Annotated in this window: 16 protein-coding genes; 11 read left to right on the forward strand and 5 right to left on the reverse strand. The window is 68.0% G+C overall.

Features of this window, described 5'->3' with window-relative positions; genetic code table 11:
• Positions 1–382: 382 nt before the first annotated feature.
• The 6 genes from flhB to FHX60_RS18235 all read left to right on the forward strand — a co-directional run bounded on the left by flhB (position 383) and on the right by FHX60_RS18235 (position 7,992).
• Positions 383–1,525, forward strand: coding sequence for a flagellar biosynthesis protein FlhB (gene flhB, locus FHX60_RS18210; protein WP_183284111.1), 1,143 nt, complete (start codon positions 383–385; stop codon positions 1,523–1,525).
• Positions 1,522–3,603, forward strand: a complete 2,082-nt coding sequence (flhA, locus tag FHX60_RS18215; protein ID WP_183284112.1) for a flagellar biosynthesis protein FlhA — start codon at positions 1,522–1,524, stop codon at positions 3,601–3,603. The genes flhB and flhA overlap by 4 nt, the downstream gene beginning before the upstream one ends.
• A gap of 10 nt (positions 3,604–3,613) precedes the next feature.
• The gene (gene flhF, locus FHX60_RS18220; protein WP_183284113.1) at positions 3,614–5,938 is read left to right on the forward strand and encodes a flagellar biosynthesis GTPase FlhF; all 2,325 of its coding nucleotides are present in this window, start codon (positions 3,614–3,616) and stop codon (positions 5,936–5,938) included.
• A gap of 11 nt (positions 5,939–5,949) precedes the next feature.
• Positions 5,950–6,741 (forward strand): MinD/ParA family ATP-binding protein, encoded by a 792-nt coding sequence (locus tag FHX60_RS18225; protein ID WP_183284369.1) that lies wholly within the window; start codon positions 5,950–5,952, stop codon positions 6,739–6,741.
• 97 nt (positions 6,742–6,838) lie between these two features.
• A complete protein-coding gene (locus tag FHX60_RS18230; protein WP_092316269.1) occupies positions 6,839–7,555 on the forward strand; it encodes an RNA polymerase sigma factor FliA in 717 nt (238 codons plus the stop codon).
• Positions 7,555–7,992 (forward strand): flagellar protein FlhE, encoded by a 438-nt coding sequence (locus FHX60_RS18235; RefSeq protein WP_183284114.1) that lies wholly within the window; start codon positions 7,555–7,557, stop codon positions 7,990–7,992. Before FHX60_RS18230 ends, FHX60_RS18235 begins: the two co-directional genes overlap by 1 nt.
• 820 nt (positions 7,993–8,812) lie before the next feature.
• Here the strand turns inward: FHX60_RS18235 and FHX60_RS18240 are convergent.
• From FHX60_RS18240 to flgA, 5 genes are all read right to left on the reverse strand, one after another.
• Entirely contained in the window at positions 8,813–9,685 is an 873-nt protein-coding gene (locus tag FHX60_RS18240) for a nucleotidyl transferase AbiEii/AbiGii toxin family protein (RefSeq protein WP_183284115.1), read from the reverse strand.
• On the reverse strand, positions 9,682–10,287 hold the full coding sequence (locus FHX60_RS18245) for a type IV toxin-antitoxin system AbiEi family antitoxin domain-containing protein (protein ID WP_183284116.1): 606 nt from the start codon (positions 10,285–10,287) through the stop codon (positions 9,682–9,684). The genes FHX60_RS18240 and FHX60_RS18245 overlap by 4 nt, the downstream gene beginning before the upstream one ends.
• Positions 10,288–10,389: 102 nt before the next feature.
• Positions 10,390–10,851, reverse strand: a complete 462-nt coding sequence (locus FHX60_RS18250) for a flagellar protein FlgN (protein WP_092316057.1) — start codon at positions 10,849–10,851, stop codon at positions 10,390–10,392.
• Positions 10,852–10,856: 5 nt separating this feature from the next.
• The gene (gene flgM, locus FHX60_RS18255) at positions 10,857–11,168 is read right to left on the reverse strand and encodes a flagellar biosynthesis anti-sigma factor FlgM (protein WP_112774628.1); all 312 of its coding nucleotides are present in this window, start codon (positions 11,166–11,168) and stop codon (positions 10,857–10,859) included.
• A gap of 163 nt (positions 11,169–11,331) precedes the next feature.
• On the reverse strand, positions 11,332–12,123 hold the full coding sequence (flgA, locus tag FHX60_RS18260; protein WP_183284117.1) for a flagellar basal body P-ring formation chaperone FlgA: 792 nt from the start codon (positions 12,121–12,123) through the stop codon (positions 11,332–11,334).
• 234 nt (positions 12,124–12,357) lie between these two features.
• Between flgA and flgB the strand changes: the two genes are divergently transcribed.
• The 5 genes from flgB to flgF all read left to right on the forward strand — a co-directional run bounded on the left by flgB (position 12,358) and on the right by flgF (position 15,977).
• Positions 12,358–12,765: a flagellar basal body rod protein FlgB gene (flgB, locus tag FHX60_RS18265; protein ID WP_183284118.1), complete on the forward strand. Its 408-nt coding sequence runs from the start codon at positions 12,358–12,360 to the stop codon at positions 12,763–12,765.
• 15 nt (positions 12,766–12,780) lie between these two features.
• The gene (gene flgC / locus FHX60_RS18270; protein WP_018006607.1) at positions 12,781–13,188 is read left to right on the forward strand and encodes a flagellar basal body rod protein FlgC; all 408 of its coding nucleotides are present in this window, start codon (positions 12,781–12,783) and stop codon (positions 13,186–13,188) included.
• Positions 13,189–13,246: 58 nt separating this feature from the next.
• Complete coding sequence (gene flgD, locus FHX60_RS18275) at positions 13,247–13,912, forward strand: flagellar hook assembly protein FlgD (RefSeq protein ID WP_183284119.1); 666 nt, start codon at positions 13,247–13,249, stop codon at positions 13,910–13,912.
• Between the two features lie 68 nt (positions 13,913–13,980).
• Positions 13,981–15,207: a flagellar hook protein FlgE gene (flgE, locus tag FHX60_RS18280; RefSeq protein ID WP_112774632.1), complete on the forward strand. Its 1,227-nt coding sequence runs from the start codon at positions 13,981–13,983 to the stop codon at positions 15,205–15,207.
• A gap of 26 nt (positions 15,208–15,233) precedes the next feature.
• Entirely contained in the window at positions 15,234–15,977 is a 744-nt protein-coding gene (gene flgF, locus FHX60_RS18285) for a flagellar basal-body rod protein FlgF (protein WP_183284120.1), read from the forward strand.
• The last annotated feature ends 47 nt before the right edge of the window (positions 15,978–16,024 follow it).

Below are 16,024 nucleotides of genomic sequence, written 5' to 3' on the forward strand. Positions count from 1 at the left end.
GATCTGGCTTGGTTGCGGCCTAGTCTTATATAAGACATAAGACTTTGTTTACCCTTAAATTTCAATGGGTTATGCATCAATTTTCACGATACGGAACGTTTTTTCGCAGAACGAAACCCGGCGCGGCGCTGCCGGCGGCGGAAATCCCACGATGTGAAACGCCCTTTCAGTGAGCGGGCAGAAGCTGCTCCAGGAGCCCGCCGCTCGACGGCTTCGTCACTTTTCCTCTAAAGACTCCCGGGCGGCCCGCCGTTAACCTGATGCGTCCCCCATATCCCAAACAGCACCCAATTCCCCCGCCTTTTCGTGCGAATGGGAACACCCCCGCGCTTCGATAATCCCCGCTGACGAATAGCGGCTGGCCGCTTCGCACGGAGCGTGGATGTCCGAAGAAAGCGATCTCGAGAAAACCGAACCCGCCTCACCCCGGCGCCTGGAAAAGGCGCGCGAGGAGGGGCAGGTGGTGCGTTCGCGCGAGCTGGCCACGTTCGTCATGCTGATTGCCGGCGTCACCGGCCTGTGGACGCTGGGCGGCCACCTGGGCCGCAGCCTGAACCAGGTGATGCAGGGCGCGCTGCGCTTCGAGCCGGCCACGGCATTCGATCCGTCGCGCATGCTGTCGCGCTTTGCGCTGATGGTGTGGGACAGCCTGCTGGCCTTCCTGCCGTTGCTGCTGCTGTTCGGCGTGGCCGCGCTGGCCGCGCCGCTGCTGCTGGGCGGCTGGGTGTTCTCGGCCAAGTCGTTCGCGCCGCAGTTTTCGCGCCTGTCGCCGCTGGCGGGGCTGGGGCGGATGTTTTCCGCGCACTCGCTGGTGGAGCTGCTGAAGGCGGTGGCCAAGTCGCTGCTGGTGGGCGCGGTCGGCGCGTGGGTGCTGTGGCGGCGCTTGCCCGAGGCCATCGCGCTGATGAATGCGCCGGTGCAGGAGGCGCTGCTGCACATGGTTGACCTGGTGATGTTCTGCTGCCTGGTGGTGTCGCTGTCGCTGCTGGTGGTGGCGGCTATCGACGTGCCGTGGCAGTACTGGGAGTTCTTCAAGAAGCTGCGCATGACCAAGGAAGAGGTCAAGCAGGAATTCAAGGAGAGCGAGGGCGACCCCCATATCAAGAACCGCATCCGCCAGCAGCAGCGCGCCATGGCGCGCCGCCGCATGATGACCGAGGTACCCAAGGCCGATGTGGTGGTGACCAACCCCACGCACTTTGCGGTGGCGCTGCGCTATGAGGAAGGGCGCATGGGCGCGCCGCGCGTGGTGGCCAAGGGCACCGGCGACGTTGCCGCGCGCATCCGCGCGCTGGCCGCGGAGCATCGCGTGCCGCTGATGTCGGCGCCGCCGCTGGCGCGCGCGCTGCACCGCCATGTGGAGCTGGGCCAGGAAATCCCGGCCGGCCTCTATACCGCCGTGGCCGAAGTGCTGGCCTGGGTCTATCAACTGAAGCACTGGCACTACTCGCAGGGCCCGCAGCCGCAGGCGCCGGCGGACCTGGCGGTGCCCGATGAACTCGCCGTACCGGAAATGCGCGAATGAACGCACTAAGCAACCTGCTCAACCTGCCTGGCCTGCGCTCGGCCGGCCAGCTCAAGGCCATGACCGGGCCGCTGCTGATCATCATGATCCTGGGGATGATGATCCTGCCGCTGCCGCCCTTTGTGCTGGACCTGCTGTTCACCTTCAATATCGCGCTGGCGATCATGGTGCTGCTGGTCAGCATGTACACGCAGAAGCCGCTGGATTTTGCGGCGTTCCCGGCGGTGCTGCTGTTCACCACGCTGCTGCGGCTGTCGCTGAACGTGGCGTCCACGCGCGTGGTGCTGCTGGAAGGCCATACCGGCCCGGACGCGGCCGGCAAGGTGGTGGAGGCCTTCGGCCACTTCCTGGTGGGCGGCAACTTTGCGGTGGGCATCGTGGTGTTCGCCATCCTGGTGGTGATCAACTTCATGGTGATCACCAAGGGCGCGGGGCGGATTGCGGAAGTCGGCGCGCGCTTCATGCTGGATTCGATGCCGGGCAAGCAGATGTCGATCGACGCCGACCTGAACGCCGGCCTGATCGACGAAGCCGCCGCCAAGAAGCGCCGCGCCGAGGTGGCGCAGGAATCCGACTTCTACGGCGCCATGGACGGTGCCAGCAAGTTCGTGCGCGGCGATGCGGTGGCGGGCTTGCTGATCATGTTTATCAACGTGGCCGCGGGCATGGTGGTGGGCATGGTCCAGCATGACCTGGACTTCGGCACCGCCGTGCACAACTACACGCTGCTGACCATCGGCGACGGCCTGGTGGCGCAGATTCCGGCCCTGGTGATCTCCACCGCCGCCGGTGTGATCGTGTCGCGCGTGTCGAACGAGCAGGACGTGGGCGAGCAGCTCACCGGCCAGCTCTTTGCCAACCCGCGCGTGCTGTACCTGACCGCGGGCATCATCGGCCTGATGGGCATCATCCCGGGCATGCCGCACTTTGCCTTCCTGCTGCTGGCGGGCGCGCTGGTGTGGATGGGCCGGTATGTCGCGCGCCGCGCGGCGACGCAGGCGCAGACCAAACAGCGCGAAGAGCGCACCCCGGCGGTGGCGCAGGAATCGACCGAAGCCAGCTGGGACGACGTCACGCTGGTGGACCCGCTCGGCATGGAAGTGGGCTACCGCCTGATCACGCTGGTGGACCGCGCGCAGGACGGCGAACTGCTGGGCCGCATCAAGAGCATCCGCAAGAAGGTGGCGCAGGAAATCGGCTTCCTGGTGCCGGTGGTGCATATCCGCGACAACCTGGAACTGAAGCCCAACGCCTACCGCATCACGCTCAAGGGCGTGGAGATCGGCCGCGGCGAAGCCATGCCGGGCCAGTGGATGGCGATCAACCCCGGCCAGGTCAGCGGCACGCTGCCGGGCGCGGCCACGCGCGATCCGGCCTTCGGCCTGCCGGCGGTGTGGATCGATGCCGGCATCAAGGAGCAGGCGCAGGCGTACGGCTATACCGTGGTCGATGCCAGCACCGTGGTGGCCACGCACCTGAACCACCTGATCCACATGCACGCGGCCGAACTGCTGGGCCGCCAGGAAGTGCAGGCGCTGCTGGACCGCATCGCCAAGGACTCGCCCAAGCTGACCGAAGACCTCGTGCCGAAGACGATCTCGCTGACGGCGCTGCAGAAGATCCTGCAGAACCTGCTGGACGAAGGCGTGCCGATCCGCGACATGCGCACCATCCTGGATGTGGTGGCCGAGCACGCGCCCAAGATCAGCGATCCGAACGAGCTGACCGCGATGGTGCGCGTGGCGCTGGGCCGCGCCATCACGCAGCAGCTGTTCCCGAACAACGCCGACCTGCAGGTGATCGGCCTCGATGCCGGCCTGGAGCGCGTGCTGTCGCAGGCGCTGACCAACGGCGGCGGCATCGAGCCGGGCCTGGCCGACGCGCTGCTGCAGCAGACCCAGGGCGCGGTCACGCGCCAGGAACAGATGGGCATGGACCCGGTGCTGCTGGTGCCGTCGCAGTTGCGTCCGCTGATGGCGCGCTTCCTGCGCCGCACCATGCCGCAGCTGCGGGTGCTGTCGCACGCCGAGGTGCCCGACAACCGCAATATCCGCATCACCGCCATGATCGGCGCGTGAGGAGCCATAGATGAGCGTAGCCAAGTTTGTCGCGGCCAACGGCCGCGAAGCCATGCGCCAGGTGCGCGAAGCCATGGGCCCCGATGCCGTGGTGCTGTCCAACCGCACCGTCGAGGGCGGCGTGGAGATCGTCGCCATGCGCGATACGGACCTGGGCAGCGTGTCCGCCACGGCGCAGGTGTATGTGCCGCCCGCACCGGCGGCAGAGCCTGCCGCCATCGGCGACCTGCGTGGCGAGCTGCAATCGATGCGGGCGATGCTGGAACGCCAGCTGGCCGGCATCAGCGCGGCACCGGGCGTTGCCCCGAGTGCGGCGGCGCATGGCGTGGCCGCGAGCGATCCGCTGCGCGAATCCCTGTTCGAATGGCTGGTGGGCGCGGGCTTTTCCGGGCAACTGGCGCGCACGCTGCTGGCGCGGCTGCCGTTGGGCTATGACCGGCCCGCGGCGATGGGCTGGATCCGCGCGGAGCTGGCCAGCAAGCTGCCGGTGCTGGCCGACGAAGACCACCTGTTCGCGCAAGGCGGCGTGCTGGCGCTGGTGGGCCCCACCGGCGTGGGCAAGACCACCACCACGGCCAAGCTGGCCGCGCGCTTCGTGCTGCGCCACGGCGCCGACAAGCTGGCGCTGCTGACTACCGACAGCTTCCGTATCGGCGCCCATGAGCAACTGCGCATCTATGGCGACATCCTGGGCGTGCCGGTGCATGCGGTGAAGGACGCCGCCGACTTGCGCTTTGCGCTGGCGGCGATGAAGGACAAGCACCTGGTGATCATCGACACCGTTGGTATGAGCCAACGCGACCGCAGCCTGTCGGAACAGATCGCCATGCTGGCCGGCGTGCCCGCGCCGGTGCAGCGCGTGCTGCTGCTCAACGGCGCCAGCCACGGCGATACCCTCAATGAAGTGGTGCATGCCTACCGCCATGACGCCGCGCCGGATGGCGGCGGCATCGATGGCTGCATCATCAGCAAGCTGGACGAAGCCACCCACCTGGGTTCGGTGCTGGACGTGGTGATCCGCCACCGATTGCCTGTCTTCTATGCCTCCACCGGGCAGCGCGTGCCCGAGCACCTGGAACTGGCCAGCAGCACCGCGCTGGTGGAGCGCGCCTTCCTGACGCCGCGCCGCGGCTCGGTGTTTGCCGATGCCGATGCCGCGCGCCGTGCCGCCGCTGGCGCGGGGGAAGAGACAACTGCGCGCGGTGGCGCCACCGACGTGCTGCGCTCGCTGACCGACAGCGCCGACGCGCTGGGCCAGTGCGTGGCCGAACTCAATGGCGCGGGCCTGGGCTTCGATCTGGCCCGCTCGCTGTGGCAACAGCGCAGCGCCGGCGCGCCAGCCCTGCGCGCCATGTCGCAGCAGGTGCGCGAAGCCGTGTGCCGGGACGTGACCCGCCAGTGCGAACAGTACGTGCTGGCCGTTGCCGCCACGCTGCAGGTGGCCGTGCCCGGACGCCGCTCGCCCCAGCCGACGCAGCACACGCTGTGGCTGGCCGACCGCAACGGCATGCCGCTGGCTGCCGCCGTCACCCCCACTGGCCGTGCCGGCCAGCCGCTGGGCGAAGCCGAATCCGACGCCGCCAACCTGCGCGCCGCGATGAGCGCCGCGCGCAAGGTCGTCAACCTGCTCGAGGCGATGCCGTCCGCCGCCACGCTGGCGCGCTGGCAGCAGGCCGGCGAGCGCTGGGTGGCCAGCGCGCGCAAGACCGCGCGCGTGGTCAGCGCCGGCGCCGCGTGGAAGCTCGATGCGCTGGCGGACACGCTGACCTTCCACGCCGTCGGCGAAGACACCGTGCGCGAGCGCGATGCCGTGCGCTGGCTGGCAACTGCCGACGTGCGCGTGCCGGACAGCCCGGTGCGCGGCAAGGGCACGCCCGACGGCGGCATCGACGCCTGCCTGGTGGTGGCCCGCCTGGCCGACCGCGCCACCGGGGAGCTGCTCGATACGCGCTACCTGCTGTGCGATCCGGCCCTGGCCCTGGATGCCGCGCAGGTGGCGCGCTGGGCGCTGTGGACCGATGCGGCCGAGGCCGGCCTGCGCACGATGCGCCATGCCATCGACCACTTCGCGCAGGATGCGCACGATGCCGCCGGCGCCGCCGTGGCCGCGCTGCAGCTGGGCATGTCGGTGCTGCGCCTGGAACACGAGCCGACCGCGGCTGCGCCCGCGTTCCTCGCGCGCCTGGCCGGCCGAGCGGTGCGCCCGGGCGCACCGGTGCCGGGCACCGTGCTCAATGAAGGCATGGGCCGCATGCTGGCCCTGCTCGACGTGCTGGAAAACTATCCGGGCCGCGGCGCCGCAGCGCCTGCCGCTACCGCGGAGGCCGTGCAGTGAGTTCCCTCGCCATGGACCAGGCCGAGAGCCTGCGCCGGATGCTGGCGCCGCGCACCACGCGCCGCATCGCCGTGCTTGCCAGCGAACGCGGCGCCGGTGCCACCACTGTGGCGCTGGGTCTGTCGCATGCGCTGGCGATGCAGGGCGAGCGCGTGCTGCTGGTAGACGAAGACGCCAACGCCCGTGCCACGCGCTTGTCTGGCGCCAGGCCGGTGGGCACGCTGGCTGACGTTCACGCGGGCCGGCTGTCGCTGGAGGCTGCGGCGGGTGTGAGCCCGCAAGGTGTGCTGTCGGTGGTGCCGGCTGGTCGGCCGGTGTCGGGTGCTGCCTTGCCGACGACGGCGACGAACGATTTTCGGAGCGTGCTCGTTGATGCCGGCCTCGATGCCGACGGCGCGCTGTCGCCGCTCGCGGGCGGTGCGCACAACGTGCTGGTGGTGATGCGTCCGGAGCTGGCGTCGATCACCGCCGCCTACGCATGCATCAAGCGGCTGCACCACCTGTATGCGTGGCGCCAGTTCCACCTGATCGTCAACCTGGCGGCCAGCGAAGCCACGGTGCAGGCCATTTTGCGCAACCTGGCGCGCACCGCCAGCCAGTACCTCGGCGTCGAAGTGCTGTGCGCGGGCTGGCTGCCGGCCGACCCGCTGGTGCCGCGCGCCGCGCAGCTGGGCCGCTGCGTGGTCGAGGCCTTCCCGGCGGCACCGGCCACCGCGGCACTGCGCCGCAGCGCCGGCGGCATCGGCGCCTGGCCGCTGCGCGCGGATGCCGCCGCGCCAGCAGCTGCGCCCGCCATGGCCTGAGCCTGCCAGCCATGCCACCCGAAACCACCACACCCTGAGCCAGCCGGCACGCAAAAGCGCGCCGGTCCAGCCATCCAGCAGTCACGAGAATTGCACCATGTACACGATCCAGGGAAAGCTCGAACAGGCCGATGTGGTCAAGGCGCACGCCCAGCTGGTGCGGCGCATCGCGCTGCAGCTCGCCGCCAGGCTGCCCGCCAGCGTGCAGATCGACGACCTGATCCAGGCCGGCATGATCGGCCTGCTCGACGCCGCCAAGCGCTACGAAGACACCCACGGCGCGCGCTTCGAGACCTACGCCAGCCAGCGCATCCGCGGCGCCATGCTCGACGAAGTGCGCGCCAACGACTGGCAATCGCGCAGCCTGCGCCAGTTCACCCGCCGCATCGAGCGCACCCAGCGCAACCTGGAACAGAAGCTCGGCCGCACGCCCATCGACTCCGAGGTGGCCGAGGCCATGGAGATGCCGCTGGACGAATACCAGCTGCTGCTCAACGAAGTCTATGGCTGCCAGCTGCTGCACTATGAAGACTTCGAGCGCTCCGGCGAAGAAGATTTCCTCGATCGCCACCTCGGCGGCAGCGATGACGGCAACCCGCTTACCGTGCTGATGGAAAGCGGCATGCGCGAGGCGCTGGTTCGCGCCATCGAACGCCTGCCCGAGCGCGAAAAGCTGGTGCTGTCGCTGTGCTATGACCAGGAACTGAACCTGCGCGAAATCGGCGCGGTGCTCGACGTGACCGAGTCGCGCGTATGCCAGATCCGCGGCCAGGCCATCAACCGGCTGCGCAACCAGTTGCGCGGCCTGCTGTAATGCCGGGGAAGGCGCGCATTGCCCGTGGCGCCTGCTGCCTGCTGGCAGCCATCTCGGCATGCGCGTGGGCCGCGTTCGATGCCGGCACCCGTCACGCCTGGACCGGTTCGGTCAACGGCCCGGCCCTGTACGGCCGTGGGCAACGCGCGGTATCGCCGCCGATCCTGCCCACCGGCGTGTTGCCGCAATCAGAAGGGGTGATTACCTCGGTGCGCTGGCGCTACAGCTTTGCCAAGACGCCGCCGCAGGAACTGCAGGCCTACCTGTGCAATGCCCAGCGCTGCGTGCTGCTGCCGCAGGCTGAGGGCAAGACCGATGCGTTCTTGGGCGACGATGCCACCAAGGGGTTTGTGTTCGCGTTCCGAGTGCCGGGGCAGGGGAGTCTGGTGCCGGTGTTGCAGGGGCGGAGTAATGAGGTGGTGGTGGGGTTTAGATAGGGCCTTGCCGATTCTTGCCCACGCGACTTTTAATCGAGCTTTCCAATTCCCGCTTGTGTACTCTCCCTCTCCCGCAAGCGGGAGAGGGAGAAACCCGCAGCGGCATCAAGGGCCTTGGGCTTTCCAATTTCCGCTTGTGTACTCCCTCTCCCGCTTGCGGGAGAGGGTTGGGGTGAGGGCGGGAGTATCGACGAAGTAAGGGCCGTCGCAATTGCCACCGCCGGCCCTCTCCCCCGGCCCCTCTCCCGCCAGCGGGAGAGGGGAGAAAACCCGCAGCGATATCATTGCCTCGGGCTTTCCCATTTCAGATTGTGTACTCCCTCTCCCGCTTGCGGGAGAGGGCTGGGGAGAGGGCAGGAGTTTCAACGAAGTGAAGGCCATCGCAATTGCCACCGCCGGCCCTCTCCCCCGGCCCCTCTCCCGCAAGCGGGAGAGGGGAGAAAACCCGCAGTGATATTACTGCCTCGGGCTTTCCCATTTCAGCTTGTGTACTCCCTCTCCCGCTTGCGGGAGAGGGTTGGGGTGAGGGCGGGAGTGTCGACGAAGTGAAGGCCGTCGCAATTGCCAGCGCCGGCCCTCACCCCCGCCCCTCTCCCGCCAGCGGGAGAGGGGAGAAAACCCGCAGTGATATTACTGCCTCGGGCTTTCCCATTTCAGCTTGTGTACTCCCTCTCCCGCTTGCGGGAGAGGGTCGGGGAGAGGGCGGGAGTATCGACGAAGTAAGGGCCGTCGCAATTGCCACCGCCGGCCCTCTCCCCCGGCCCCTCTCCCGCAAGCGGGAGAGGGGAGAAAACAGAGCGCCTGCGAAAAGCTCCCGTGGTCAGGCTTGCTGACCAGCGATCGCGCAGGCGCGAATCAAGATCGGTTGCAGGACCGTTCGCAACGCTGCAACGGTGTCTGGCAGCGCTTCCCATGTGAGCGCGTTTTTCTTCAGAAACGCTTGCCACAGCGCCTGCCGCGACGGATCAGTGGAGAATTCTTCGGTAAGTCCAAGCGGCAGCGCACTAGGGACCGGCATGCCGCGTCTTGTGAAAGTCGCTGCCACCGCGCTTGCCAGGATCTCTGCATCGAGAGTCTCGCGACCCAGCAGGATAGCCAGATCGAAATAGTCCTTTAGCCTGCTGTTCGCCATGCCAAGCAACGCGATGGCATGCAGTTTTTCGGAAACGACCGTGTAGACCGGATAGGTGCGTAGCCGCGGCGCCGGCAAATCATCGAGCAGAACCGGATAGGCGGCGTCGACCGGCCCCGGCGTGATGGCATCACCGAACCCGATATCGACTTGCACCCGGCATCGCGCCCGCGCCAGTTCCCCGGTAAGCAAGACGCGCGCGCCGGCGTAGCCCGCATCCTTGCGGATTTCCTCGGTGGTTACCGATGCCGGATCGAATGCCATGCCATCGTCGACACTGACAGCGACGATCTCGCGGAATGTTTTCGCGATGGATGCCAGATCGCTCGCTCCGAAGCCAAGGAAGTCGGCATCGCGGGTAGCGCGATGCGGCATGTCGTACCAGAGCGTGAACAGCAAGGCGCCCTTGAGCACGAAGCGCTCGCCATGTGGTGACTGGCTTAACCGATCGAGCATGCGCTCCAGCGCATAACGCACCAGCACCTGGTTGAAGTCCGCTCTCTGTGCTTTGGCGATGTTCAGCAGTCGCGCTCGCACCGACTCGGCGAGGTCGGTGGTCATTCGACAGCCTCAAGGTACGGGCGCATGACGTTGGCGACCCGGCAAATCTTGGCAAAGCGCCAGAGGTCGTCCGCCGATGCCTTCTGCTGTGCCCGGGCGTCCCTCAGGGCTTCCAGTGCCACATCGAGCCCAAGCTTATTGCGGTGTTTGAAGCAATCTGCCACCGTTCGGGCGGCGCTATAGACCCGCAGCGCAATCCCGTCGCGCTCGACCACGTCAATGCCTGCCGAGAAGATGTCGTCGGCAACCTGGATCATCTTGATCGGAGGGAAGTCGATCCTTGGCGCATGGCTGCCTCGCGGCATCGCAATCCAGACTTCGCGCGGAAGCTGCGTGGTCAGCCCATGGAACTGCAGCGCTGTCAGCAGGCAGAAGACAGCCTGCGGCACCCGGGTGGCAATGGCGGCCAGGCTCTCGTACTCCGAGGGTGGATCATTCGACAGCCGGTAAATGCCCCGATCGATTCTTTCGAGCAGCCCGGCGCCGACCATGCGGCTCAGGATGACACGGGGAACTTCGATGTTGTCGAGATCGGCGGGGCGCAGCATTCCTTTCCTGGAGGCCAGGTCAAGGACGCGTTGGGTTTGGCGGTTGCGCGGCATGACGGCCACAGTATGTTCCGTTTTTTCGTTGGTTTCAAGTAAGTGACGAAAAAATGGAACATTTTTGTGACCGCAGGCGGACCCCTGCCGTGTGAGACGTGCTTACCCAGCCGCCAAACTAACCCCACCCACCCCAGCCGCCGCCTTCCCATCCTTCCCATACAACCCCGCATCCCCGCCACTATGCTGGCGCAGCGCCTGGATGGCTTCACGGGTGAAGTCGAGATGGGCGTCCACAACCGCCCCGTTGAGCGCATTGGCGTCGCGCGCGGTGCGGGCCGCAAAGATCAGCCCGCGCCAGGCATCGGCCACCGCCGGTTCGACCTGGCGGCCGAGCAGCTGGCCATCGGGGCCCGCGCGCAGGCCCAGCGCGCCCATCTGGGCTTCGCGGGTCTTGAGCTGGCGGGACAGGGCCTGGCCCAGTTCTACCTTGCGCGTCAGCAGCCCGCTCAGGGACTGGAAGTCGCCCCGCTTGAGGGCGTCGCGCTCTTCGGCGAGGAGTTGACCGAAGGCCTGGATGCCTTCGGTTTCGCGCTGCAGGGACTGGATCAGGCTCTGACTCATGATGGCTATTTGGCGTCGGCCTGGCCGAGCTCGCGCAGGGTGGCGAGCAGGCCATCGGCAATCTTGCCCGGGTCGATCTTGATCCGGCCTTCGGCGATGGCCTGGCGGATCTCTTCGACCTTGGCGGTATCGATATCGTCGTCAGCCGGCTGGGCCAGGCGGGCGCTGATGTCGCGCACCTGCGCGGCCAGCGGGCTGACGCTCAGGCCGGCGGACGGCGCGGCGGCATCGGCGGCGGCCGGGGCGGCCTGGGGCCGGGCGGCGTCGCCTGCGGCGGCGTCGGCGGGCCGGGACGAGGTGGAGTGGTTGATCTTCACGGGGCGATCCTTGCTGGTTTCCTATGGCATTACGGACGCGCCGGCGAATTCTTTAGGGCGCCTGGCCCGGATTCGCTGCACGGCGGCTGCGGCGGCATTTTCGCACGCCGCTGGCCCCGGAATTCCAGTCATCTCAGCCACGGTTACAGCACTTGGCGCATTGTCATTGCAGCACCACGGTGTCGCCGCTGCGGACCAGGCCATTGACCACCTGGCCGTTGCGCAGCCGGACCTGCACGGTGTTGCCGGTGGCGGCGTCGGCCAGCACCTTGCCTTCGCTGGTGATCTGGAAGGCATCGCCCTCGACCGCCACGGTGACGGTCTGGCCCTGGCGCACGGCGATGGCCTTGCGCAGCAGGTCGGTGCGCAGCGGCGAGCCGGCGGCGATGCGGTTGGCGGTGACGGCCCCGGCAAGCTGCGCCGGGTCGGTGATCACCGCGCGCGGCAGTGCGCCCAGGTCGCCCTGGCGGACTTCGATATCGGCCTGGCCGACCGGCTCGCCCGCACCGAGCGCGCGCGCGGCCACGTAATAGTCGGTCAGCACCGAGACGCGCGCCTGCATATAGCGCACCCAGGGCCGCTCGCCACCGCAGCGCACGCCTACCGAAACGCGCCCCCACGGCGAAGCGCCGGCGGGCAGGAAGGGATCGGGCGCGATGCATTCGGGCGCGCGCCCGCCTGACGGCGGCGCCACCTGCACGCTGACCTTGCCCGGCAGCCCGGCGGTCTGCTGCTGCAGGAAGCGTTCGACCGCTACGCGCGCGGGGTCTTCGGAAAAGGGGCTGGCCGCGGCGTGCGCGGAAGTACCGGCACCGTGCGCGGCCGGCGCCTGCATGGCTACCGGCGTGACCTGCCCCGGCGCGGCGCCGGCGTGGCCAAACAGGCAAGCGCCCAGCAGGCAAGTGCCAAGAGCGGCTTGCGCCAGGCGGCGCGCGTTGCGGCAAAGCTGTGTCATCTGGACTTCCCGGCAAGGACGGCGCGCGGCCCCGTGACTGGCTGCGCGCGCCGTATACATCTGTCATCGGGGGCCATTGTAGGCAGCGCCCCGCGCGCGGGCGGGCCGAAATGCGCGGATTTCCCGTCCTTATTCATCCGATTGGCGTGACAGCTCCCCGCCTAAGATGCCAACCCTGAAGAAGCTACGTGCGCTCCGATTGCGGGAGCGCTGGCCCAGCAGGGGAGATGCCAGATGATTGACAGACTTGATGCGGCGCTACGTTTCCAGCAGGAAGCGCTGAGCCTGCGCAACCAGCGGCAGTCGGTGATTGCCTCGAACATCGCGCACGCGGACACGCCCGGCTACAAGGCGCGCGACTTTGATTTCTCCAGCACGCTGGCGCAGACCGTGGAGCGCGGCCACCGCAACGAGGGCATGTCGCTGTCGACCACCTCGGTGCGCCACCTGCCCGCGCAGGCGCCCGGCCGCGAGGAATTCGACCTGGCCTACCGCATCCCGCTGCAGTCCAGCGTGGACGGCAACACCGTGGAAATGGACACCGAACGCATGGCCTTTGCCGACAACGCCGTGCATTTCGAATCCGGCCTGACGGTGATGAATTCCAGGATCAAGACCATGCTGGCCGCGATCCAGCAGTAACCGGGGAGCGAACCCATGCCGGCAATGAACATCTTCGACGTCGCGGGCTCGGCCATGGCCGCGCAGTCGCAGCGCATGAACGTGACCGCGTCCAACCTGGCCAACGCCGACAGCGTGGTCAGCCCCGACGGCCAGGCCTACCGCGCCAAGCAGGTGGTGTTCGGCATGGCGCCCACGCCGGGCCAGACCGATATCGGCGGCGTGCAGGTGCAGGGCGTGAGCGAGGATCCGTCGCCCCCGCGCATGGTGCACAACCCCACGCATCCGATGGCCAATGCGCAGGGCTATGTGGTGATGCCCAACGTCAACCCGGTGGAGGAGATGGTCAACATGATCTCGGCCTCGCGCTCGTACCAGGCCAACGTGGAAGTGCTCAACACCGCCAAGAACATGATGCTCAAGACGCTGACGATCGGCCAGTAAGACGCCCCGGCCCGTCACGGCAACGGCTCCATCCGCACCTCGCACACAACCAACTGACATGACCACCACCCCGCCGGTAGGCAGCAACACGCAAGGCATCAACGATGCGCTCAAGAGCGGCAGCGCCAGCGCGTCCGAGCTGCAGAACAACTTCCTGACCATGCTCGTCACGCAGATGAACAACCAGGATCCGCTCAACCCGATGGACAACGCGCAGCTGACCTCGCAGCTGGCGCAGATCAGCACGGTCAGCGGCATGCAGACCATGAACGCGACGCTGTCGCAGCTGCTGTCGCAGGTCAGCGCCAGCCGCGCGATGGACTCGGCCGCGCTGATCGGCCGTACCGTGATGGTGCCGGGCAAGCAGGTATCGGTGGAAGGCGGCGTGCCGGGCAAGATCGGCGTGGACCTGCCGTCGACCGCGGATGCCGTCACCGTCGACGTGCTCGACAAGGACGGCAACGTGGTGCGCACCATCGACATGAAGGGCCAGACCGCGGGCGTGCACAACATCGCGTGGGACGGCAAGAACAACGCCGGCGTGGCCGTGGCCGACGGCGACTACACCTTCAAGATGACCGCCACCGCCAACGGCACCTCGGTGCAGCCGGTGGCGCTGGTGTACGGCAAGGTCGAGAGCATCAGCGGTGACGCCACCGGCGTGCTGGTGGACCTGGGCGACGGCCAGACCGCCAACGTCGACGACGTGCGCCGCATTCTCTAAAACGCAGGTGCCGGCAGCGCCCAGGCGCCGGCCGGCTTCAACCATAGCCTAGTCAAAAGGAAGCAATCATGGGTTTCGGTCAAGGGGTAAGCGGCCTGAACGCCGCCGCGTCCAACCTGGACGTGATCGGCAACAACATCGCCAACGCCAACACGGTTGGCTACAAGCAATCGGCCGCGCAGTTCGCCGACGTCTACGCCGGCACCAAGATCGGCCTGGGCGTGCGCGTGAACTCGGTGGTGCAGTCGTTCAACCAGGGCAATATCGAGGCCTCGGGCCGGTCCCTGGACGTGGCCATCACCAACGGCAACGGCTTCTTCCGCATGACCAGCCCGGAAGGCGCGGTCTACTACTCGCGCAACGGCCAGTTCCAGCGCCAGGACGACGGCCGCATCACCAATATGCAGGGCCTGCAGGTGACCGGCTATCCGGCCGGCGTGGCAGGCGGCGCCGGCGTGCAGCCGCAGCCGCTGGTGATCAGCAACGCGCAGATGGAGCCGCGCGCTACCAGCAGCATCACCGCCAAGTTCCAGCTCGATTCGCGCGCCACCGTGCCGACGCAGGCGTTTGCCAGCGCGCCCGGCGTGCCGCCGACCAGCAACATGTTCAACTACAGCACGGCGATCAACGTCTATGACTCGCTGGGCAACAAGCAGCAGCTGATGGCGTACTTCGCCAAGTCGGGCGCGGCGCCGACCGTGCCGGGCGGCACCGACTGGCAGATGTACGTGACCGACGTCAACGGCAACGCCGTCGGCGGTGCACCGGCCACGCTGTCGTTCGACAACGCCGGCGCGCTGCAGGCACCCGGCGCGGGCGCGGTCACGCTGACCCAGCCGGCGGCCAACGGCGCCCAGGCCATGGCCATGCGCCTGGACCTGACCGGCACCACCCAGTTCGGTGCCGACAACGACGTCAAGCAGCTCCGCCAGAACGGCTATACCTCGGGTAGCCTGCTGGGCTTCTCGGTCAACGGCGACGGCACCATCGTCGGCAGCTATTCCAACGAGGAGACCAAGCCGCTGGGCCAGATCGTGATGGCCGCGTTCGGCAACGTCGAAGGCCTGAAGCCTGAGGGCGACAACGTGTGGTCCGCCACCGGCGCGTCGGGCCAGCCGCTGCTCGGCGTGGCCGGCGGTAGCCTGGGCACGCTGCGCTCGAACGCGGTGGAAGCCTCGAACGTGGACCTGTCCGGCCAGCTGGTGAACCTGATCGTGGCGCAGCGCAACTACCAGGCCAACGCGCAGACCATCAAGGCGCAGGACACGGTCATGCAGACCCTGGTCAACCTGTGACCGCCACGCTGAGCTGAGTCGCCGCCATGGACCGCATGATCTACACCGCCCTGTCGGGCGCCAAGCAGATACTCGACCAGCAAGCGGCGGTATCGAACAACCTCGCCAACGTTTCGACGCCGGCCTTCCGCGCCCAGGTCAACCTGTACCGCGCGGTGCCGGTGGTCGGGGCGGAGGCCGGCACGCGCGCCTTTGCGCTGGCCTCCACGCCGGGTGCCGACATGCGCGCCGGCCCGCTGACCTACACCGGCCGCACGCTGGACGTGGCGCTGCAGGGCAATGGCTGGCTGGTGGTGCAGGCGCCCGACGGCACCGAGGCCTACACCCGCGCCGGCGCGCTGCAGGTGGCGCAGGACGGCCAGGTGCAGACCATCTCCGGCCTGCCGGTGATGGGCGACGGCGGTCCGCTGGCAGTGCCGCCGGGCTCGCAGGTGACCATCGGCACCGACGGCACCATCACCGCGCGCGGCCCGGGCGAAGCCTCGGCCGGCCTGGCGCAGGTGGGCCGGCTGCGCGTGGTCAATCCGCCCAACGACGCCATCGCCCGCGGCGATGACGGCCTGTTCCGCCTGCGCCCCGGCGCGCAGCCGCTCGAGGCCGATCCCACCGTGCGCGTGATCTCGGGCGCGCTGGAGGGGAGCAACGTCAACCCGACCGAAGCCATGGTCGAGATGATCGCCAACGCGCGCCGCTTCGAGATGCAGATGAAGATGATCCAGGGCGCCGACGGCAACGAGCAGCGCGCCAACCAGCTGCTCTCGACCAACTGAACCGAATGACCGGCTGGCACGGCGTTACCGTGCCAGCCCCAGCACCC

The sequence above is a fragment of the Cupriavidus alkaliphilus genome, assembly GCF_014191175.1.
GTDB classification, from domain to species: Bacteria; Pseudomonadota; Gammaproteobacteria; order Burkholderiales; family Burkholderiaceae; genus Cupriavidus; species Cupriavidus alkaliphilus.